The 21,451-nt window shown below is 72.0% G+C and carries 15 protein-coding genes; 1 reads left to right on the top strand and 14 read right to left on the bottom strand.

The features are described from left to right. Positions 1-63 precede the first annotated feature (63 nt). The 11 genes from J7E97_RS26960 to J7E97_RS26910 all read right to left on the bottom strand — a co-directional run bounded on the left by J7E97_RS26960 (position 64) and on the right by J7E97_RS26910 (position 14,370). Positions 64-1,758, bottom strand: a complete 1,695-nt coding sequence (locus J7E97_RS26960) for a proline--tRNA ligase (RefSeq protein ID WP_215032336.1) — start codon at positions 1,756-1,758, stop codon at positions 64-66. 65 nt (positions 1,759-1,823) lie between these two features. Continuing rightward, positions 1,824-2,396, bottom strand: coding sequence for a GNAT family N-acetyltransferase (locus J7E97_RS26955; RefSeq protein ID WP_215032333.1), 573 nt, complete (start codon positions 2,394-2,396; stop codon positions 1,824-1,826). 40 nt (positions 2,397-2,436) lie between these two features. After that, complete coding sequence (locus J7E97_RS26950) at positions 2,437-3,279, bottom strand: GNAT family N-acetyltransferase (protein ID WP_374224245.1); 843 nt, start codon at positions 3,277-3,279, stop codon at positions 2,437-2,439. A gap of 165 nt (positions 3,280-3,444) precedes the next feature. Continuing rightward, positions 3,445-4,602 carry a flavodoxin-dependent (E)-4-hydroxy-3-methylbut-2-enyl-diphosphate synthase gene (gene ispG / locus J7E97_RS26945; RefSeq protein WP_215032327.1) on the bottom strand — a complete coding sequence of 386 codons (1,158 nt, stop codon included), beginning with the start codon at positions 4,600-4,602 and terminating at the stop codon, positions 3,445-3,447. A gap of 194 nt (positions 4,603-4,796) precedes the next feature. Further along, positions 4,797-6,098, bottom strand: a complete 1,302-nt coding sequence (locus tag J7E97_RS26940) for an RIP metalloprotease (RefSeq protein WP_215032323.1) — start codon at positions 6,096-6,098, stop codon at positions 4,797-4,799. Continuing rightward, the gene (gene dxr, locus J7E97_RS26935) at positions 6,095-7,348 is read right to left on the bottom strand and encodes a 1-deoxy-D-xylulose-5-phosphate reductoisomerase (protein WP_215032321.1); all 1,254 of its coding nucleotides are present in this window, start codon (positions 7,346-7,348) and stop codon (positions 6,095-6,097) included. The genes J7E97_RS26940 and dxr overlap by 4 nt, the downstream gene beginning before the upstream one ends. Before the next feature lie 20 nt (positions 7,349-7,368). Continuing rightward, positions 7,369-8,793, bottom strand: a complete 1,425-nt coding sequence (locus tag J7E97_RS26930; protein WP_215032319.1) for a hypothetical protein — start codon at positions 8,791-8,793, stop codon at positions 7,369-7,371. Between the two features lie 87 nt (positions 8,794-8,880). After that, on the bottom strand, positions 8,881-10,905 hold the full coding sequence (locus J7E97_RS26925) for an acyl-CoA dehydrogenase family protein (RefSeq protein WP_251055216.1): 2,025 nt from the start codon (positions 10,903-10,905) through the stop codon (positions 8,881-8,883). Between the two features lie 35 nt (positions 10,906-10,940). Then, on the bottom strand, positions 10,941-12,035 hold the full coding sequence (locus tag J7E97_RS26920) for an HTTM domain-containing protein (RefSeq protein WP_251055219.1): 1,095 nt from the start codon (positions 12,033-12,035) through the stop codon (positions 10,941-10,943). A 127-nt stretch (positions 12,036-12,162) separates the two neighbouring features. Continuing rightward, positions 12,163-12,819, bottom strand: coding sequence for a DUF5819 family protein (locus J7E97_RS26915; RefSeq protein WP_308346815.1), 657 nt, complete (start codon positions 12,817-12,819; stop codon positions 12,163-12,165). 264 nt (positions 12,820-13,083) lie between these two features. Then, complete coding sequence (locus J7E97_RS26910) at positions 13,084-14,370, bottom strand: ice-binding family protein (RefSeq protein ID WP_215032313.1); 1,287 nt, start codon at positions 14,368-14,370, stop codon at positions 13,084-13,086. A gap of 369 nt (positions 14,371-14,739) precedes the next feature. On the opposite strand from J7E97_RS26910, the gene J7E97_RS26905 reads away from it, so the two are divergent. Continuing rightward, a complete protein-coding gene (locus J7E97_RS26905; protein ID WP_215032311.1) occupies positions 14,740-15,642 on the top strand; it encodes a helix-turn-helix transcriptional regulator in 903 nt (300 codons plus the stop codon). A 142-nt stretch (positions 15,643-15,784) separates the two neighbouring features. On the opposite strand, the gene J7E97_RS26900 is transcribed toward J7E97_RS26905, so the two are convergent. The 3 genes from J7E97_RS26900 to J7E97_RS26890 form a co-directional block, all read right to left on the bottom strand. Continuing rightward, entirely contained in the window at positions 15,785-17,230 is a 1,446-nt protein-coding gene (locus tag J7E97_RS26900) for an aldehyde dehydrogenase family protein (RefSeq protein WP_215032308.1), read from the bottom strand. Between the two features lie 146 nt (positions 17,231-17,376). Continuing rightward, positions 17,377-18,954 (bottom strand): PucR family transcriptional regulator, encoded by a 1,578-nt coding sequence (locus tag J7E97_RS26895; RefSeq protein WP_215032305.1) that lies wholly within the window; start codon positions 18,952-18,954, stop codon positions 17,377-17,379. A gap of 183 nt (positions 18,955-19,137) precedes the next feature. Continuing rightward, positions 19,138-21,267 (bottom strand): ATP/GTP-binding protein, encoded by a 2,130-nt coding sequence (locus J7E97_RS26890; protein ID WP_374224244.1) that lies wholly within the window; start codon positions 21,265-21,267, stop codon positions 19,138-19,140. Positions 21,268-21,451 lie beyond the last annotated feature (184 nt).

Raw genomic sequence — 21,451 nt, 5'->3', positions numbered from 1 at the left:
CCCGGACCCGCGCCTCAAACGCGGGCGGGGCTGAAATTGCCCTGCGGGGGGCACCGCACGCGGTTACGTCAAGCGGGCGAGGGCCTGGTCGAGCGGGAGTTCCTCCCGGGTGCCCGTCGCCCGGTTCTGGAGCTCGACCACCGACTCCGCCGAGCGGCGGCCGGCGACCAGGATCCACGGGACGCCGATCAGCTCCGCGTCCGTGAGCTTCACGCCGGGGGACAGACCCGGGCGGTCGTCCAGCAGGACCCGCAGGCCCACGGCGGCCAGCGCCCCGGCAGCCCGCTCCGCCAGCGCCAGCGGCACCGCCTTCCCGGCCGCCACCACGTGCACGTCCGCGGGAGCCACGGAGGCGGGCCAGCACAGGCCCCGCTCGTCCGCCGTCTGCTCGGCCAGCGCGGCCACCGCCCGGGAGACTCCGATCCCGTACGAGCCCATCGTGACCCGGACCGGCTTGCCCTCCTTGCCGAGGACGTCGAGCCCGAAGGCGTCGGCGTACTTGCGGCCCAGCTGGAAGATGTGCCCGATCTCGATCGCCCGGTCCAGCCGCAGGCCCGCGCCGCACGAGGGGCAGGGGTCGCCCGCCTCGACGACCACCACGTCCAGGTAGCGGTCCACTTCGAAGTCCCGCCCGCAGACCACGTTGCGGGCGTGCGTGTCCGCCTTGTTGGCCCCCGTCACCCACGAAGTGCCCGGCGCGATGCGGGGGTCGGCCAGGTAGCGGACCTTCTCCAGGCCCTGCGGGCCCACGTAGCCCCGTACCAGGTCGGGCCGTTCGGTGAAGTCCTGCGCCGTCACCAGCTCCACGACGGCGGGGCCCAGTTGCTCGCCGAGCTTGCCGAGGTCGACCTCCCGGTCGCCCGGCACGCCGACGGCGACGATCTCCCCGTCCACCTTGACGAGGAGGTTCTTCAGCGTCGCCGAGGCGGGGACGCCGAGGTGCGCCGCCAGGCTCTCGATGGTCGGGGTGTCGGGGGTCGGGATCTCCTCCAGCGGCGCGTGGTCCGCCCGGGCCGGGGTCAGCGCGAAGGTCACCGCCTCCGTGTTCGCCGCGTACTCGCAGGCCGGGCAGTCCGCGAAGGTGTCCTCGCCCGCCTCCGCCGGGGCCAGGAACTCCTCCGAGGCCGAACCGCCCATCGCGCCCGACACCGCCGAGACGATCCGGTGGTCGAGGCCGAGCCGCTCGAAGATCCGCCGGTAGGCCGCGCGGTGGAGGGCGTAGGACTCCGCCAGGCCCTCGTCCGACACGTCGAAGGAGTACGAGTCCTTCATCTGGAACTCGCGGCCGCGCAGGACGCCCGACCGGGGCCGCGCCTCGTCCCGGTACTTGGTCTGGATCTGGTAGAGCATGACCGGCAGGTCCTTGTACGACGTGCACTGGTCCTTCACCAGCAGGGTGAAGATCTCCTCGTGGGTGGGGCCGAGCAGGTAGTCCGCGCCCTTGCGGTCCTTGAGCCGGAACAGCAGGTCCCCGTACTGCGACCAGCGCCCGCTCACCTCGTACGGCTCCCTGGGCAGCAGCGCCGGGAGCAGCACCTCCTGGGCGCCGATCGCGTCCATCTCCTCGCGGACGACGCGCGAGACGTTGTCCAGCACCCGCTTGCCGAGCGGCAGCCAGGTCCACACGCCGGCGGAGCTGCGCCGGACGTAGCCGGCCCGGACGAGGAGGCGGTGGCTGAGGGTCTCGGCGTCGGCCGGGTCCTCGCGGAGGGTCTTGGCCAGGAGACGGGACATACGCTGCACTTGTTGCGTCGACATGTCGAGAGGCTACAAGGGGCTGCCCGGGCCCGGGAAACGGTAATCGGACCCCGCCCGGCCGCCGGTCAGGGCCTGCGCAGCGGGAGCGGGGCCCCCATCACGGCGTACGGCAGGCTCGCGCTCGGGAAGAGCACCCGGCGGGCGAGGTCCTCGTAGCCGAGGGAGCGGTAGAGGCCGCGGGCCGGACTGTCCGTGTCGATCGCGGAGAGGATCGAGCGCGGCTCGGCGGCGGTGTCGGTGATCCGGGTGATGAGGGAGCGGCCGACGCCACGGCCCTGGAAACCGGGGTGGACGTGCAGCTCGGTGATCACGAAGGAGCCGTCGAGCCAGCCGTCGTGGCCGCCTGCCCGCAGGTACGGCTCGACGACCCCGGACCACCAGTGCGCGCGGTCGTTGGGCATGCCGTAGACGAACCCGGCGAGCACCCCGTCCTCGGTGAACGCGCCGAGGGCGCGGGCGCCCGGGCAGCCCATGTGGCGCTGCACGATGAAGCGCCGGATGCCGACCTCCTCCTCGCTGAGCCCGAAGGCCAGGGCCTGCACGCGCAGGGCCTCGTCGACCCGGCCGACGAGGTCGAGGTGCCCGATCCGTAGTCCGGCGGGCCGGTCGGGGTCTGCTCCCCCGGGAGTTGACAGCATGCCGCGACCTTACTGGCCTCCCCCGGCCTGCGGGTATCGGTCAGAACAGGACGCTCATGAACGCGCCGACCTCGCGGAAACCGACGCGGCGGTAGGAGGCGCGGGCGGCGGTGTTGAAGTCGTTCACGTAGAGGCTGACCACGGGCGCCACGTCCCGCAGCGCGTACGCGACCACGGCGGCCATCCCCGTCTCGGAGTGGCCGCGGCCACGGAACTCGGGGTCCACCCAGACGCCCTGGATCTGGCACGCGCGGGGGGTCACCGCACCGATTTCGGCCTTGAAGACGACCTTGCCGTCCTCGAGGCGGGCGAAGGAGCGGCCGGTCGCGACCAGCTCGGCGACCCGGGCTTGGTAGAGCAGTCCGCCGTCGCCCGTCATCGGGGAGACGCCGACCTCCTCGGTGAACATGGCCACGCAGGCCGGCATGATCAGGTCCACCTCGTCCTTGCGGATCCGGCGGACCAGCGGGTCCGGCGCCACGGCGGCGGAGCGCTGCTCGGTGACCATGAGCGGCTGGCGGGGGCGGACGTCGCGGGCCGGGCCCCAGCTCGGCTCCAGGAGCTGCCACAGCAGCCGGGTGGCCTCGGCGGGACCCACGATGGAGGAGCAGCGGCGGCCGGTGCGGCGGGCCCGGTCGGCGAAGGCGCGTACGGCGTCGGGGCCGGCGCAGACGGGGACGAGGTTGGCCCCGGCGTAGCAGAGGGAGCGGAGCTCGCCATCGGTGTAGAAGCCCCACATCTCGCCGCCCAGGCGCCAGGGGTCGAGCCCGGCGATCTGGACCCGGGAGGTGACGAAGGCGTTCTCGACAGGGTCGCGTCCGAGGATCTCGAGCGCGGCGTCAAGATCACTGGGCTCGAGGACCCGGGTGGTGGTCTGCGTCAACACTGGGGCCTCACCATGCAAGTCTGCTGATCTCCGCACTGTACCCGGCATGTCTTGCGGATGCCGCGCGGCCCCTTGGGGGTGCGGAGCCGGCGCCGGATACGGCGACGGGCCCGGGCGGCGATGCCGTCCCGAGCCCGTCCGCGTCCGCGTCCGGTGGCGGAGCTACACGCCGATCGCGACCGTCGGCTCGCCCGACATCACGCCGTCCTTCTCCATCTGCTCGGCGATCTTCATCGCCTCTTCGATGAGGGTCTCGACGATCTTCGACTCCGGGACGGTCTTGATGACCTCGCCCTTCACGAAGATCTGGCCCTTGCCGTTGCCCGAGGCGACGCCCAGGTCGGCCTCGCGGGCCTCGCCGGGGCCGTTGACGACGCAGCCCATGACCGCGACGCGCAGCGGGACCTCCATGCCCTCGAGGCCCGCCGTGACCTCCTCGGCCAGCTTGTAGACGTCCACCTGGGCGCGCCCGCAGGACGGGCAGGAGACGATCTCCAGGCGGCGCGGCTTGAGGTTCAGCGACTCCAGGATCTGGATGCCGACCTTGATCTCCTCGACCGGCGGGGCCGAGAGGGAGACGCGGATGGTGTCGCCGATGCCCTCGGAGAGCAGGGCGCCGAAGGCGACGGCGGACTTGATGGTGCCCTGGAAGGCGGGGCCGGCCTCGGTGACGCCGAGGTGCAGCGGGTACTCGCACTGGGCGGCCAGCTGGCGGTAGGCGTTGACCATGACGACCGGGTCGTTGTGCTTGACCGAGATCTTGATGTCGCTGAAGCCGTGCTCCTCGAAGAGGGAGGCCTCCCACAGCGCGGACTCGACCAGCGCCTCGGGGGTGGCCTTGCCGTACTTCTTCAGCAGTCGCGCGTCGAGGGAGCCGGCGTTGACGCCGATCCGGATCGGGGTGCCCGCGTCCTTGGCGGCCCGCGCGATCTCCTTGACCTTGTCGTCGAACTGCTTGATGTTGCCCGGGTTCACGCGGACGGCGGCGCAGCCGGCGTCGATCGCGGCGAACACGTACTTCGGCTGGAAGTGGATGTCGGCGATGACCGGGATGTTCGACTTCTTCGCGATCACCGCGAGCGCGTCGGCGTCGTCCTGGGTGGGGCAGGCCACACGGACGATGTCGCAGCCGGAGGCGGTCAGCTCGGCGATCTGCTGGAGGGTGGCGCCGACGTCGGAGGTCCGGGTGGTGGTCATCGACTGCACCGAGATCTGTGCGTCTCCGCCGACGGCCACGGAGCCGACCTGGATCTTGCGGCTGACCCTGCGGTCGGCGAGCTTCGTCGGCACGGCCGGCATTCCGAGTGAGATGGCAGTCATCTGCTGTGCAACCCCAAGGTGTGGATCGAGGTCCCGATATCGGCGGGCTCCAGCCTTCGAGATTACGCCAATCAGCGCGTGCCCCACGCATCGCGGCTGGTGCGCCACTCGAACGTAGGGAGCCGGGCACGATGCGTGCCCGGCTCCCTAGTTCCTCCGGTACGGGTTCCCGCGGGGTCCCGTACCGGCCGGCATCAGGTGATCTTGATGGGATTCACCACGTCGGCCGCGAGGACCAGCAGCGTGAAGCACACGAAGACGCCGGCCACCACGTACGCGGCGGGCATCAGCTTCGCCACGTCGAAGGGGCCCGGGTCGGCGCGCCGCAAGACCCGCGCCAGATTGCGCCGCAGCGACTCCCACAGGGCGCCGGCGATGTGCCCGCCGTCCAGCGGCAGCAGGGGCAGCATGTTGAACAGGAAGAGGGAGAGGTTGAACATGCCGAGGACGTTCAGCATGATCGACATCCGCTGTTCCGACGGAATGTCCAGCGTCGCGATCTCGCCGTTGATGCGGGCCGCGCCGACGATGCCCATCGGGGAGTCGGCCTCGCGCTCGGCTCCGTTGAAGACGGAGTTCCACAGTGCCGGGATCTTGCCGGGGAGGTTGGCCAGGCCCTGGACGCTGCTCTGGACGACCTCGCCGACGCGTTGCGCCGACTGGCCGAAGCTGAGCGGGGCGATCACGGACTTCGGGCTGAAGCCGAGCCAGCCGGCCGACACGTACTCGCCCTTGACGTAGCCGCCGTGGCCGTCGGTCTTGCCGACCCGGTTCTCCACGAGGCTCGCCTCCAGCTTCACCTCGTGCCCGTCGCGCAGGACGGTGAGGGTGGCGGGGCCGATGGTGTTGCGGATGGTCTTCTGGAGGGCTTCCCAGTCCGCGATCCGCTTCCCGTCGAACGCGACGACCTGGTCGCCCGCCTGGAGACCGGCGGCCTTGCCGGGGGCCACCGGGTCGCCGTCCTTGCAGACGTCGCGCTTCTCGCTCTGGCTGAGGACGCAGTCCGAGACGGTGGCGACCGTGGTGGTCGTCTGCTGCACCCCGAAGGTCATCCAGACGCCGAAGAAGATCGCCATCGCCAGGACCAGGTTCATGAAGGGTCCGGCGAACATCACGATCACGCGCTTCCACGGCTTGCGCGTGTAGAAGAGCCGCGACTCGTCGCCGGGCCGCAGCTCCTCGTACGCCGCCGAGCGCGCGTCCTCGATCATCGACCGGAACGGCGACGTCGAGCGTGCGGTGACCTTGCCGTCCTCGCCGGGCGGGAACATCCCGATCATGCGGATGTATCCGCCCATCGGGATGGCCTTGATCCCGTACTCGGTGTCGCCCTTCTTGCGCGACCAGACGGTGCGGCCGAAGCCGACCATGTACTGGGGCACGCGGATGCCGAAGAGCTTGGCCGTCGAGAGGTGGCCGAGCTCGTGCCAGGCGATGGAGATGAGCAGCCCGACCATGAAGACGAGCACGCCGATCAACGTCAGCAGTATGGTCATGCGCGCGCCTCCACTGCGGCCCGTGCCGCCGTCTCCTGTGCCCGGGCCCTGGCCCAGGTCTCCGCTTCAAGGACGTCCGTGACCGTGAGGGAAGTTCCCGCGGCGGGGGCGCCGTGCTCATCGACCACGGCAGAGACCGTATCCATGATTGCTGTGAACGGCAGCCGGCCGGCCAGGAACGCCGCCACGCACTCCTCGTTCGCCGCATTGAACACGGCGGGCGCGGTACCGCCCAGGGCGCCCACGTGCCGGGCCAGGCCCACCGACGGGAAGGCCTCGGTGTCGAGCGGGAAGAACTCCCACGTCGAGGCCTTGGTCCAGTCGAAGGCGGGGGCCGCGTCCGGGATCCGCTGGGGCCAGCCGAGGCCGATCGCGATCGGGCCGCGCATGTCGGGCGGGGTGGCCTGGGCGAGCGTGGAGCCGTCCGTGAACTCCACCATCGAGTGCACGTAGGACTGCGGGTGGACCACCACCTCGATCTGCTCGAAGGGGATGTCGTAGAGCAGGTGCGCCTCGATGACTTCCAGGCCCTTGTTGACCAGGGTCGCCGAGTTCACGGTGATCACCGGGCCCATGGCCCAGGTGGGGTGCGCGAGGGCGTCCTGGACGGTGACCGCGGCGAGTTCGGCGCGGGTGCGGCCTCGGAAGGGCCCACCGGAGGCGGTGACCACGAGCTTGCGGACGTCCGCCCGGGTACCGGCCGCGAGCGCCTGGAAGAGCGCGGCGTGCTCGGAGTCGACCGGAATGATCTGGCCGGGCTTGGCGAGGGCCTTGACCAGCGGGCCGCCGACGATCAGCGACTCCTTGTTGGCGAGGGCCAGGGTCCGGCCGGCCCGCAGCGCGGCCAGGGTGGGCGCGAGGCCGATGGAGCCGGTGATGCCGTTGAGGACGGTGTGGCACTCGGAGGCGGCGAGCTCCGTCGCGGCGTCCGGCCCGGCGAGGATCTCGGGCAGCGGCTCACCGGCGCCGTACTGGGCGTCCAGCGCCTCCTTCAGGGCCGGTACGACGTCCTCGCGCGCGACGGCCACGGTCTTCACCCGCAGCTGCCGGGCCTGCTCGGCCAGCAGGGCGACCCGCCCGCCCGCCGCGGACAGCGCGGTGACCCGGAACCGGTCCGGATTGCGCAGCGCGAGGTCGATGGCCTGGGTGCCGATGGAACCGGTCGAGCCGAGGATGACGATGTCCCGCCGGCCGGCCGCGGGGTCGAAGAGGAGGTGCGGGTCGGCTAGGGGGGATGGACGGTCGCTCATGCCCCCATTGTTGCCGCAACTCAGGGGCGATTGGACACGGAGCCCCCTTCCGTGACCCGCAGGAGAAGGTGCGGGAGCGTTCCCGCGAAGTCCGGGAGCGTACTGGCGGCCCGCCACCAGGCGTCCGGGTCCTCGCCGAGGGCCAGGGTGAACAGCCGGTCCGCCTCGGCGCGGGCGGCCAGCACGGCCTCGGGCCGGTCGTACCGGTCGGGGTGGTCGACGGCTCCGAGCCAGTGGTCCTCGTCCAGGGCCCATACCGCCGGGAGCTTGTGCCGGATCACGTCGACACCGGTGAGCAGCCCGCGGTCCAGGCAGCCCCGGACCCAGCGGATGTCCTCCTCGACGGTCTCCATGGGCACGGCGAGGCTGGCCAGGGCCAGTTCGCGCTCCACTCCCCCGGTGGCTTGCGGCGCCTTCGGGGCGAGGCGGGCCACGGCCCGGTCGAGTCCGGGCAGGGGCGGCCCGTCCGGGGGCTCGGCCAGGGTGCCGGCCGCCGTCCGGGTCGCGAGTTCGGTGAGCGGGCCGGGGAAGGTGTGGGCGTGGCGCAGCAGCTCGGCCCACAGGCGCGGGTCGTCTCCCAGTGGGGCCAGCACGCGCCGCAGGGCCGTGTGCGTCCCGGCCAGTTCGGGGAGGCTCCAGCGCAGTCCGCGGGTGGCGGGGAGGTCGGCGAGCAGCAGCGCGAGGCCGGCGGGGCGGAGGTCGTCCACGAGCTCGGAGTGGGTGACCAGGCCCATCCGGACGGCGCGGACGGCGGGCCGGTACCAGGAGCGGCCGTACGACCGGGCCCTGTGGAGGTCGAGCAGTCCGCGGGCGGCGCGCGGGGGCAGGCCGCCGCGGAGCAGCAGGGCCTCGACCGAGCCGGGCGGCAGCGGCTCCCGGGCGTGCGCGAACCAGAGCAGCTCGGGATCCGCCTCGTGCGGCAGGGCCAGGACGTCGAGCGGGATCCTGGGCCGGTGCGTGCCGTGCCGGCGCAGCAGCAGGAGCAGCTCTTCGGAGGTCAGGGGCGCCTCGCCTGTCGGGGGCGCCTCGGACGTCGGGGGCGCCTCGGACGTCGGGGGCGCCTCGGACGTCGGGGGCGCCTCGGACGTCGGGGGCGCCTCGCCTGTCCGGGGTCGCTCGCCGGCGTCCCGGCCGAGCTCGGCGCGCAGGACGGGCAGGAGCGCGGGCGGGGTCCGGCGGGCGTCGTACCGGGCGGCGCCGGGGAGGCCGGGCAGGGGGCGGCCGAGGACGTGGGGGTTGCGGGCGACGGACCGGCGGTCCTGGTCGCTGCCGTCGCGGAGCAGGAGGCTGACGGCGGAGGCGGGCAGCCACTCGTCCCGGGTGAGGTAGTTGCGGGCCGCGGGGGTCAGGCGGCCGATCAGGGCCGCGGCGACGTGGTCGGGTGCGTGGCGCAGCACGAGCGCCACGCACCAGGCGAGCCTTCTGCTGTCCCTGTGCTGGTCCATCGTTCCGTTCCTCGCCGTGTCCGCTGCCTGCCACCAGCGTCGTACATCCGTCCGGTGTTCGGCGATGATCGCAGGTCAGCGGAGCGGTCAGCGGATCGGCCGGTGCACGTTCTTGTGCGTCGAGGGGCCGGGGGCGGCGTCGGCGATCCACGGTCCGTCGCCGGACGGATCGAGGATGCCCTCCTCCAGCCAGGTGTAGGTACCGCTCATGACTCCCGCGACGACCCTGCCGTCCACGTCGTCGGTGTTGTCCCAGAGCCGTCCGAACAGTTCCTCCACCCGCAGCCGGGACTGCCGGCAGAAGGCGTCGGCCAGCTGGTAGGCCTCGCGGCCGTGGTCGCCCGTGGCCCGCAGGTGCTCGGCGCGCACGCAGGCCGAGCTCATCGCGAAGAGCTCGGCGCCGATGTCGACGATCCGGCCGAGGAACCCCTGCTTGGTCTCCATGCGGCCCTGCCAGCGGGACATGGCGTAGAAGGTCGACCGGGCGAGTTTGCGGGAGCCGCGCTCCACGTAGCGCAGGTGGGTGGCGAGGTCGGGGTGGCCGGCGGGGTGGAAGGCCCGGTAGGTGCCGGGGACCTGGCCGGCCCCGGTGGCCAGTTGGGGCAGCCAGCGGGCGTAGAACCCGGCGGCGCGGGCGCCCGCCTTCGCCTTGTCGCCGAGCGCCTTGTCCGGGTCGATGAGGTCGCCGGCGACCGACAGGTGGGCGTCCACGGCCTCGCGCGCGATCAGCAGGTGCATGATCTCGGTGGATCCTTCGAAGATCCGGTTGATGCGCAGGTCGCGGAGCATCTGCTCGGCGGGGACGGCCCGCTCGCCGCGCGCCGCCAGCGATTCGGCCGTCTCGAAGCCCCGTCCGCCGCGGATCTGGACCAGCTCGTCGGCCATCAGGCAGGCCATCTCGGAGCCGTAGAGCTTGGCGAGGGCGGCCTCGATCCGGATGTCGTTGCGGTCGTCGTCGGCCATCTGGGAGGCCAGGTCGACCACGGCTTCCAGGGCGAAGGTGGTGGCGGCGATGAAGGAGATTTTCACGCCGACCGCCTCGTGCCGGGCGACGGGCCGTCCCCACTGCTCGCGGACCCCGGACCACTCGCGGGCGATCTTCAGGCACCACTTGCCGGCGCCCACGCACATGGCGGGCAGCGACAGCCGGCCGGTGTTGAGCGTGGTCAGCGCGATCTTCAGGCCGGCTCCCTCGGCGCCGATGCGCTGGGCGGCCGGGACCCGGACCCGGTGGAAGCGGGTGACGCCGTTCTCCAGGCCGCGCAGGCCCATGAACGCGTTACGGTGCTCGACGGTGATGCCCGGCGAGTCGGCCTCGACGACGAAGGCGGTGATGCCGCCCCGGTGGTTCTCGCTCTTGGGGACCCGCGCCATGACGACGAGCAGATCGGCGACGACCCCGTTGGTGGTCCAGAGTTTCACGCCGTCCAGGACGTAGGCGTCCTCTCCGTCCGGGACGGCCGTGGTGGCCAGGCGCGCCGGGTCGGAGCCGACGTCGGGCTCGGTGAGGAGGAAGGCGCTGATGGCGGTGGTCGCGCAGCGCGGCAGGTAGGCGTCCTTCTGCTCCTGCGTGCCGAACATCTTCAGCGGCTGGGGTACGCCGATCGACTGGTGGGCGGAGAGCAGGGCCCCGATGGCGGGGCTGACGGAGCCGACGAGGGCGAGCGCCTTGTTGTAGTACACCTGGGTGAGGCCGAGGCCGCCGTACTTCGGGTCGATCTTCATGCCGAGCGCGCCGAGCTCCGCGAGCCCGCGCACGGTCTCGTCGGGGATCTTCGCCTCGCGCTCGATGCGGGCGCCGTCGATCGAGCTCTCGCAGAACTCCCGCAGCCTGGCCAGGAAGGCCTCCCCGCGCCGGACGTCCTCGTCGGCGGGGAGCGGGTGGGGGTGGATCAGATCGAGCCGGAACCGTCCGAGGAAGAGCTCCTTGGCGAAGCTGGGCCGCTGCCAGCCCTGCTCCCGGGCCGCTTCCGCGACCTGCCGCGCCTCGCGCTCGGTCACCTTGGGCTGTGCGGACTGTGCGGACTGTGCGGTGGGCTGTGCGGACTGTGTGGACTGTGTGGGCTGTACGGGTCCTGCGGGCTGCGTGCCGCCGGGCTGTGTTGCGGACATGCGGGGACTCACCTCGCCGCCGAGAGTGGGGGTGCTTACCGGTGGGTGCTACCAGTGAGTCGTACCCGTTTCGGGCGGCGGGGAAGCGGCGGTAAAAGGGGGACGGCCGGAGCCCCCGCACAGTCGGCCCCACGCACTGGCTTTGACCCGAGTGCGGTTTTTCCCCGGGCCGGAGATCGGGTCTGCCCGAATCCCGGCGGCCGGGCGGTTCGCGGCCACAGATGTACCAAGGACCGGTAGAAGCGGTCCGGAAGGAATACGGCATCCGCGACGATCATCACTCCGGAGAAGATCGGAAGCCCCAAGAGGACCGCGATCCCGAGGTGCAGACTCACCAGCATGACGAGGACGGGGTATTTGAGCCTGCCGAACAGGACGAACGGAAACGCGACCTGGAGCAGCACCGTCAGGTAGCCGGCGATGGCGACCGCGACCGCGTGTTCGTCCAACAGGAGGGACAGCGCCGGCCATGGCCGGAAGAGGTCGAGGTTCAGCACGTAGTGGAGGGCGGTCCCGTTGCCCCAGGAGACTCCCTGCACCTTGTACAGGCCCGCTGATCCGTAGAGGAAGCAGACCTGGGCGGCGATGACGAACATGCCGCAGTTGTGCAGCACGGTGGTCGCGGTGCGGCGGAACTCGCGGAGCCGGCGCCCGTGCCGCTCGCCGTCCGCTGCCGCACTCGTCTTCCTGTGTGCGTCCAGGGACCAGCGGCGGCCGCACGCGGTGAAGACGAGGTACACGGCCATGAGGAGGAAGAGGTTGTCGCCTCCGTCCGTCATGAAGACCGCCCGGACGTGGAACGACGCCACCACGACCGCGAAGAGCACGGACACCGCTCTGGTCCGCCAACCCATCATGAACAGGGCGGACGTCACGACAGCCACCGCGTAGCAGGCTTCGAAGTACGCCCGGCTGTCGAACAGCGTGAGGATGCTGAACCACTCGGCCTGGTCGGACAGCTGCCGCGCCAGCGCCGGCGTCCACGGCGACCCCGGACCCCAGATCTCGTCGCGGTGCGGGAACTCGCGGAGCAGGAAGATGAGGTAGAGCAGCCCGTACCCGATGCGCAGGACTGCCGCGGCGTACAAGGAGACCGGCCGCTCGATCAGCAGGGCGACGAGCACGCCCATGCGGTCGAGCACGCGCTGCCCCGCCGGTCGGGTGGGCGCGGCTGTCGGTGTCGGTGTCGGTGTCGGTGTCGGTGTCGGTGTCGGTGTCGGTGTCGGTGTCGGTGTCGGTGTCGGTGTCGGTGTCGGCTCAGTCTGTTCCATGGGGGGCCACCTTCCACCAGGGCAGGTAACGGGTGTCGATGGGCGCGGCAGGGCGGGTAGCGCCTGATGCGTCCGGGGCAGCGACGGGGAGCGTGATCACCCGCAGCTGGATGGAGTCGAAGGAGCCGCGCCGGTGGGCGGTGACGCGGTCCACCGCGATGTTGCGCAGGTACGTCTGCATCATCACGGCCCGCTCTGAATGCGGCTCGTCGTCACCGCCGAACACTTCGAGGTAGGAACTCCAGGCGCGGCGCAGCATGTTCTGCGCCGTGTGGCTCGGGAAGGGGTCGTGCTCGACGGCGGATTCGTCCACGGCGCTCAGGTCGAACCAGCCGCTCACCCGTACACTGCCGTCAGGGGCGGTATGCCTGGTCCTCGCCGAAATCTGGTGGTTGACCGACTGCGGATCGGGGGCGAAGAGGCGCCAGTTCTGCTCGAAGAGCGGATAGACCCACGCGTTGATCGGACCGCTGTACAGCTGTGAGACGGCATTGGTCGGCGCCACGTGTAGAAAGATCACGCACACATGGATCAGCGTCGTTGCCAGGCACAGGACGATGACGGCGCCCGTTCCCGCTCCCAGCCTGCGGCGCGGCCCGGAATCACCCGAGTACGACTCCGGACCGCCGTCGTGGCCCTCCACTGCCGGACCGGCTCCTGACTGCTCCGTTTCCTTCACCTCCGCTGACGTGACGCCACCCGGCACGACCCCACCCGGCCTTTCCATCCCGACTGCTCATCCATCCGCTCCTTCCGGCTTGCGCGAGCGGCGCGCGACGGAACCGAGGACGATCCGTCGCGCGCCACCCGTTCTATTCGTGCGTCGCGCGTCACTGCCTGGGCGATCAGGCCGCCGCGGGCGCCACGCGCGACTCACCGTCTTCGATCCGCCCTGCGTGCGGAGCGATCACTCGTCGCGGCCCCAGCCGTCGTGCTCGCCGCGATCGTCGTGCTGATCGTGATGCCCGTGGTCGGGCCGGCCCTGCTGTTCGCCCTTGTCGTGCTTGTCGTGCTTGTCGTGCTTGTCGTGACCGGACCAGCCCGGGATGCCATGGCCAGCCCAGCCGGGCTTGCCGGGCTTGCCGGGCGGCTTGGGCTTGCCGGGCTTGCCGGGCTTTCCGGGCGGCTTCGGCATGCCGGGCGGCTTGGGCATGCCGCCGGTTACACCTCCGTTGGTTACGCCTCCGTTGGTTCCGCCCGTCGTCGCGCCCGTGACGCCACCCGTGGTGGTACCTGCGATGAGGCCACCGCCCGTCGTCACACCACCGAGAACGCCGCCCAGAAGGCCGCCAGTTGTGGTGCCACCGGTCGTGGGGCCACCCGTCGTGGTGCCGCCCGTCGTGGTGCCGGCGACGACGCCGCCCGTGACCAGACCGCCCGTGGTTCCGCCGGTGGTTCCGCCGGTGGTTCCGCCCGTGGTCCCGCCCGTGGTCCCGCCGGTGGTGCCGGCGTCACACGTCCCACGGTTGATCACGTTGGTGTCCATCGTCACCGCGCCGTTACGAGCCAGCGCCCGTCCGTCGATGTCCGCGCCCGTGGTCAGAGAGATGGAGGTCAGGGCCATGATGGTGCCGATGAAGTCGGTATCCGTACCGAGGGTGGCCGAACTTCCGACCTGCCAGAACACGTTGCAGGGCGAGGCCCCGTTGATGAGGGAAACCCTGCTGGAGCTTGCCGTCGTCAGACCCGAACCGACCTGGAACACCCACACGGCGTTCGGGTTGCCCAGGGCGTCCAGGGTGAGGGTGCCGGTGAGTCCGAGAGTGGAGGGGGCGGTGTACACGCCCGGAACCAGCGTCAGGCCTCCGGCGTCCGGGGGAAGAATTGCGTCCGTGGACTGTCCGGCGGCGTTGTCGTACGCCCTGACCAGGTCGCTCTTGGCCTGGAGGCCCACGGGGTCAACCGGGCCGGAGTGCACAGTACCGTTCACGATCCCGGGCGGAAATCCGCTGATGGCAGTTCCCGGACTCACTCCGAGGTCGCCGGTGATGACCGAGGGGCCGGTGTTGGTGATCTCCGAGCCGGCCAGCACGGCAAAGCTGGCGGTCGTGCCCAGAGGTACGGGTGTTGCGATCGCATGCGCCCGGGTCGGCGTCACCGCGACCACGGCGGAGGCGATCACCGTGGCGAGTACCGTCGCGATCCAGACCGGCGTTGTGCGCCTTAGCGCCGCGCCAGAGATATTCAGCGTCATCGAGGGGCCAACTCCTGTGTGTGGATGGTGGCGTAAGTGACGGTTGCGGCCGCGCAGGACCGTCTCTGTGTCGCTGGCATATTACGCAGAAACCTGCAAAGGGCTGGGATTTACCCGGCGATTTCCGCACCATCCGCCATTCACGCCGACAGGCCAATAATACAAATAGCTGAATGGGCTCAATGGGCCGTGCAGGGGAAATGGATATTCTGCGCGGCCTCGATCTGAGCTACGAGGACTCAAGAGGCGGCGGCGGAACCGAACGTGTCGACAGCAGTGCGCAACACGGCACCCAGGGAGATCTGACCGCCCCTGGCGCATGGCAATCTGCTCGCCAGAGCAGATTCTCGAAGCGGAGGAACGCACTCTGTGGGCATCACCATCAATCCCACCGTCACCAGGCGCCGACTGGGATCGGAGCTATGCCGGCTCCGGCAGATCAGCGGCATGACGACGCAGCAGGTGGCGGCGCACCTGTTGATCTCGCAGCCCAAGATCAGCCTGATGGAGAACGGCCGCCGCCTCATCAAGCCCCGCGACGTCCGAGATCTCTGTCGGCTGTACGGAGTCCAAGACGCGCGGCTCGTCGACGACTTGATGCAACTGGCCCGGGAATCGGGCCAACAGGGCTGGTGGAACGCCTACGGGGACATCCCCTACGGCGCCTACATCGGCCTGGAGGCCGAAGCCGCCACGATCCGGACCTACGAGCCCCTCGTGATCCCGGGCCTGCTGCAGACCTCCGCCTACGCCCGGGCGGTCATCGCAGGAACGATGCCTCACGCCACCGCCGACCAAGCCGCCACACGCCTCCAGGTACGGCTGCGGCGCCAGGAGCGGCTGCGCGCCCCCGACAACCCGCTGCAGTTATGGGCCGTACTGGACGAATCGGCGCTGCGGCGCGTCGTGGCCAGCGCCAAGGTCATGCGCGAGCAACTGGAGCACCTGAGCGACCTCGGCGACCAGCCGCACATCACCGTGCAGGTCCTCCCTCACGAGGTGGGGGCGCACCCGGGTGTCTCGGGACAGTTCTCGCTGCTCGAATTCGCCGACGCCACCGATGTGAGCGTGGTGTATCTGGAGAGGTTCACCAGCGACCTCTATCTGGAGAAACGATCCGACGTGCGGCTCTACAGCGACATGTATGCGCATCTGCAGGCACAGGCGTTGAGCCCGGACAACACCCGGTACTTCCTCACCGAAGCCATCAAGGCATGCGTCAGCACGGAATTCCGGGCGACTACCCAGCCGTTTCCCCTACTGCACCCGTGAGCGCCGTGCGGTACGAGCCCTTCTTGGCGTTCTCCGGCCCCGGCGGGACCGGGGAGCGCGGCCAGAGCGGGTGAAAAGGGGGACGGCCGGAGCCCCCGCACAGTGGGCTCCGGCCGTCGGCTTTTGGGGCCGTACGAGGGGGTCAGATGTCGAGGCCGCTGAGGACCAGGACCCGCTCGTAGGTGTAGTCGTCCATCGCGTAGCGCACGCCCTCGCGGCCCACACCGGACTGCTTGACACCGCCGTACGGCATCTGGTCGGCGCGGTAGGACGGGACGTCGCCGACGATCACGCCGCCGACCTCCAGCTCGCGGTGGGCACGGAACGCGGTCTGGATGTTCCGCGTGAAGACGCCCGCCTGCAGACCGAACTTCGAGTCGTTGACGGCGGCGAAGGCCTCGTCGGTGTTCTCGACCCGGCGCAGGGTGAGGACCGGCCCGAAGATCTCCTCGGTGGCGAGGGTGACGCCCTCGGGCACCTCGGCGACGACGGTGGGCTCGTACGAGGCACCCTCGCGCTTGCCGCCCGTGAGCAGCTTGGCTCCGGCGGCCACGGCCTCGTCGACCCAGGACTCCACGCGCTTGGCGGCGTCCTCGGAGACGAGGGGGCCGACGTCCGTGGCGGAGTCGTTCGGGTCGCCGGTGACCTGCTCGCGGACCTTGGCGACGACCTTCTCGACGAGGCGGTCGTAGACCGTGGCGTCGGCGATCACGCGCTGCACGCCGATGCAGGACTGGCCGGCCTGGTAGTTCGAGAAGGTGGCGATGCGGGTCGCGGCCCAGTCGAGGTCGCTCTCCGAGGCCCAGTCCTCCAGGACGACGGCCGCGGCGTTGCCGCCGAGCTCCAGGGTGCAGTGCTTGTGGGGCACGGCCTGCTGGATGGCGTAGCCGACCTTGTCGGAACCGGTGAAGGAGATGACGGGCAGGCGCTCGTCCTTGACCAGCTCCGGCATCTTGTCGTTGGCGACGGGGAGCACCGACCAGGAACCGGCCGGCAGGTCGGTCTCGGCCAGCAGCTCACCGATGATCAGACCGGAGAGCGGGGTGGCCGGGGCCGGCTTCAGGATGATCGGCGCGCCGACGGCGATGGCGGGGGCCACCTTGTGGGCGCACAGGTTCAGCGGGAAGTTGAACGGCGCGATGCCGAGGACCGGACCCTTGACGAAGCGGCGGGTCAGGGCGAGGCGGCCGACGCCGCCGGCGTCGGTGTCCAGGCGCTGGGCCTCTCCGCCGTTGAAGCGGCGGGCCTCTTCGGCGGCGAAGCGGAACACGGACACCGCACGGCCGACCTCACCGCGGGCCCACTTGATCGGCTTGCCGTTCTCGGCCGAGATCAGCAGGGCGATCTCCTCCGTGCGCTCGACGAGCCGCCGGGAGACGTGGGCCAGGGCCTCGGCCCGTACGTGGGCGGGGGTCGCCGAGAACTCCGCCGTCACGGCGTACGCGGCGGCCACGGCCTCTTCGACCTGGGCGTCGGTGGGGACGCTGACGGTACCGACGAGGCGGCCGTCCCACGGGGAGTGGACGTCGAAGCTGTCGTCGCCGGTGGCCTGGCGGCCGGCGAGCCAGAAGGCGTGGGTGGAAGTCATGCTGATCCCGGCCCTTCGGAGTGTGTGCGGTGGGTCCTTGTCACCTCCACGGTAGGACTCCGCCGGGGATTCGGGGTTTGTCCGGCGTGGAGTACGTGCTCCGCGCGGCGCGCCGGTTTGTCAGTGTCGGGCCGGGCGCCGCGCCGTTAGGGGGCCGAGGTGGCCTTGAGCGCCAGCCAGAGCTCCATGCGGACGTCCGGGTCGTCCAGGGAGCGGCCGAGGATCTCCTCGACGCGACGCATCCGGTAGCGCAGCGTGTGGCGGTGGACGCCGAGGTCCGCCGCCGCCGCGTCCCACTGGCCGTGCCGGGAGAGCCACGCCTGGAGCGAGGCCACCAGGTCGCCCCGGCCCTTCGCGTCGTGGTCGCGCAGCGCCCGCAGCGTGCCGTCCGCGAAGGCCCGTACCGCGTCGTCGGCCAGCAGCGGCAGGACCGAGCCCGCCGCCAGGTCGTCGTGCTCGACCATCGGGCGGCCGCGCCGCCGGGCGACGGCCAGGGCCTGGTCCGCCTGTTTGAAGGCGGCCGCCACCCCGGAGGCCACCGCGGGCGCCGACAGGCCCAGGACCAGCTCGTCCGGCTCCGGTTCCGCCGAGTCCCGGCCGCGCCGCGATTCCAGCGCCTCCGCGTGTTCGGTGCACGCCCGCACCGCCGAGCCCCCGTCGGCCGCGAGCACGAGGAGCCGTCCCGGCTCGGGCACCACCAGCAGGCTCTCCCCCGTGCGCGCCGCCGCCGATTCCACCGCGTCGGCCAGCTGGGCCAGGCCCTCGGGCTGCGCGGTGCCCGCCAGCGCCGGCTCCGCCACCAGGATCCGGAAGGGGGAGTCCAGCAGGGCCCCGTACAGGTCTCCGGCCACGGTCTGCGCGTGCTCCGCCTGCCCCGCGAGCAGCATGCGGAGCACGGCCGCGCCGAGCCGGGACTCTGCGTCGTGCAGAGAGCGGGAGCGTTCCGTGGTGAGGGTCAGGAGCGCCACCGCCGAATGGACCGCGTACCGCTCGGCCGTGCCGAGGGGGGCTCCGGTGCCGACGGCGAGGGCGCCGCGCGCGCGGCGCCCCGTGCCCAGGGACTGGAGCTCGACCCGGTCCTCCGAGCCCCCGACCACCGCGCTGGCCGGGGCCGGCCGTTCCCGCAGCCGCTCCACGTCGGGGGTCAGCCGGGCCGCCCGGCGCGCGGCCCAGTCGGGGGCGGCGGCGACGACCGCGCCGGAGGTGTCGTAGAGGGCGGCCCAGCCGTGCACGTGCGCCGCGAGCTTCGTCAGCAGCTCGGCGGGGCCGTCGGCGGACAGCGCGGCCCGCGTCAGTTCCCGCTGCGCCTCGAAGCCGGCGGTCACGGCCCGGTACTGGTCGGCGGCGAGGGCGGCGGAGACGGCCTTGCTGATGGCGAGGAACGGGGTCCGCCGGGGCACCTCCAGCAGCGGCAGGTCCTCGGCGCGGGCGGCCTCGACCAGGGCCTCGGGTACGGCGTCGTAGTTGACGCCGATGGCGAAGCCGATGCCGACGACTCCGGCCGCCGCGAGCCTGCGCACGTAGCGGCGCATTTCCTCGGGGTCCTCGGCGTCCAGTTTCATCGCGGTGATGAGGAGCAGCTCACCGCCCTCCATGTAGGGGACGGGATCGGCGAGCTCGCTGACGTGGGCCCAGCGCACGGGGGTGTCGAGGCGGCTCTCCCCGGCCCGGACGCTGAGTTTGAGCGCCGAGTGCTGGACGAGTGAGGCGAGGGTGAGCGGCATGGATACCGGGGGCCTTAGCGGGAGGAGGGGTGGCGGCGAGGTGCCGACGGAGGATTCTCGCCGTGGGAGGCCACTGAGGATTTCGCCGTGTCGTATGAAGAGCTCTCCTCGATTCTGCCACCCCGTCCGGGTCGGTTCAGCTCGGTCGGGTCGGCGCGGCGCGATCGGCCCGCTCCGGCCGGGTCAGCCCGCCCCGCCGAGCCGCACCAGCAGCGGGGCGGCCCGCTCGCCGCGGACGGAGGTGAGGGACAGGACGGCGTGGCCGGGGGGCACGGTGTTGGCGAGGGCGGAGGCCGACCAGCGCTCGCGTTCCACCTGCCGCACGGTGACCGCGTCCGTGGTGACCGCCTTGCCGGTGAGCAGCTTGCGCAGCGCGTGCAGGAACCGGGTCATGGGCCGGTCGGCGTAGACCGTGCGGCTCGTGACGTCCCGCGTCTCGACCAGCTCGGTGCCCCAGGCGTCGGCGAACCACTTGCCGTCCCAGGTCGTCACCCCGGAGAAGGCGACCCGGCAGCCGACCGCCCCGAACAGCGGGGTGCGCAGCGGTTCCGGTACGTCGTCCAGGGTGCGCAGCGTGAGCAGGACTCCCGCGTTCGCCGAGCGGAGCCGCTGCACCCCGCGCACGGCCTCGGGCGTGAGGGTCCGCGAGGCGTCGTCGAAGGCGAGGAAGGCGAAGAGCGAGCGGTCGGTGCGCGCCGCGACCGAGGCGTTGAACTGGGCGAGCAGCAGCCGGGCCAGCAGCCGGGAGGCGTCGGCGTGGCCGCGCTCGGGGAGGTCCACGCGGACCCGGATGGGGTGTTCGAGGGCGCGCGGGGAGAAGGGCCGCCCGGCGCCCGTGGTGTCGAAGAAGCCGTGGAAGGCGGGCCGGTCGAGGAGCGCGACGCGGTCCGCCAGGACGGGGCCGGGGTCGCCGTGGACCCCGTACTGCCGGGTCCGGGCGTCGAGCTCGCGCAGCATGGCCGGGCGTCCGGCGTTCTCCAGCGCCTGGCGCAGCGCGCCGAGCGCGGCCGGTACCCCGTCCAGCAGTTCGCGCAGCTCGGGCACGGTGGGGAAGCGGTCGTGGGCGGCCCGGAAGGGGCCGATCAGCTGGGCGAGGGCGGTCGCGGAGCGGCGTACGTCCAGGCCGGGCACATCGCCCACGAAGGCCTCGGCGAGGAGGGAGGCCGCCTCGTCGGGGTCGGTGGCGCCGCCGTAGAGGTCGAGGTCGTGGACGGACGCCGGATCGCCGAGGCGTACGACGATGTCGTAGGCCTCGTCGGGTCCGAGCGGGGCGCCGGCGGCCGCGACGGCGATCACGGCGGCCTCGCCGGCCAGGGCCTGGAGCATCAGCGATTCGACGACGGGCCGGACCAGGCGGGTGGTCTTGCCCGCTCCCGAGGGCCCGACGGCGAGCATCGAGGTGCCCAGGACTCCGGGGTCCAGGGCCAGCCCGGTCCCGCGGCGTTCGCGGGGATTGGGCTCCGCGTCGGTGACCGCGCCGAGCCGGACCTGGGCGACGGCCAGGTCGTGGCGGGCGGCGCGGGCGGGCAGGTCGCGGGCTCCGGAAGGGTGGCCGCAGGCGGCGGCGCCCTTGTCCCGTACGGCCTGGGCGAAGGCGGTGCGGCGGGTGGGGTCCACCAGGACGGAATCCCAGGCCCGCCGGATGCGCACGTGGTCGACGTCGTTCATGCGCCCGGCGGCGGCCTCGGCGGCCAGCCGGTCGGCGGCTTCCCCGAGGCCGGCGGCGCGCAGCTGTGGCCAGCCGGCGGGATCCTCGGGGCCGCCCGGGAGCGGCAGGGCCGGGGCGGCGGCCGGGGCGGCCGGGCCGGTACGGGTGTCCGTGCCCGCTCCGGCACCGGCGCCGGAGCCGTTGACGACTCCGTGGACCAGTCCGGTCCAGTCGCCGAGCCGTCCGAAGAAGAGGATGAGGGGGAGGTAGATCACCGCGTAGAGGAGGTAGGTGACGGCGGAGCCGGCCGCCCCGCCGAGTTCCGCGTACGGCAGGTGGGCGAAGGCGAGCGGGTAGGCCGGCAGGGTCTCGCTCACGATGAGCAGGGTCACGACCAGGGCGCCGACCAGGGCGCCGAGCGCGCGGTACCAGGGCCCGCGGGCGGCGACCAGCCGGTCGAAGGCGGTGCGCCAGCCCCCGGCCCGCGCGAACCCGTAGACCATCCCGAGGGTGACCAGCAGCTCGTAGAGCTCGGTCGCGGCCAGGCCCCGGTGGTCCACCGGCTCCCGTCGCAGCCCGTGGGTCCACCAGTCCTCGGGGGTGAAGAGGTCGAGCGGTACTCCCACGAGGGGCAGCGACCCGGCGACGAAGAGCCGCCAGAGCACGAAGCAGAGGACGAGCGAGATCCCGACCCGCTTGAGCAGGGAGGCGTCGGCCACCTCGGGCCGGGGCGCGGGCGGGACGTAGGCGTGGCGCCAGACACCGGGACCGGCGGCGGGGCGCGGGACGCGCAGCCAGTGCACGAGCGCGGGACCCGCGGCGGCCGGGGCCGTGGCCGGGCCTGTGGCC

The sequence above is a fragment of the Streptomyces sp. ISL-66 genome (genome assembly GCF_018614135.1).
Taxonomy (GTDB): Bacteria; Actinomycetota; Actinomycetes; order Streptomycetales; family Streptomycetaceae; genus Streptomyces.
This window is presented reverse-complemented; position numbering and strand designations above follow the sequence as displayed.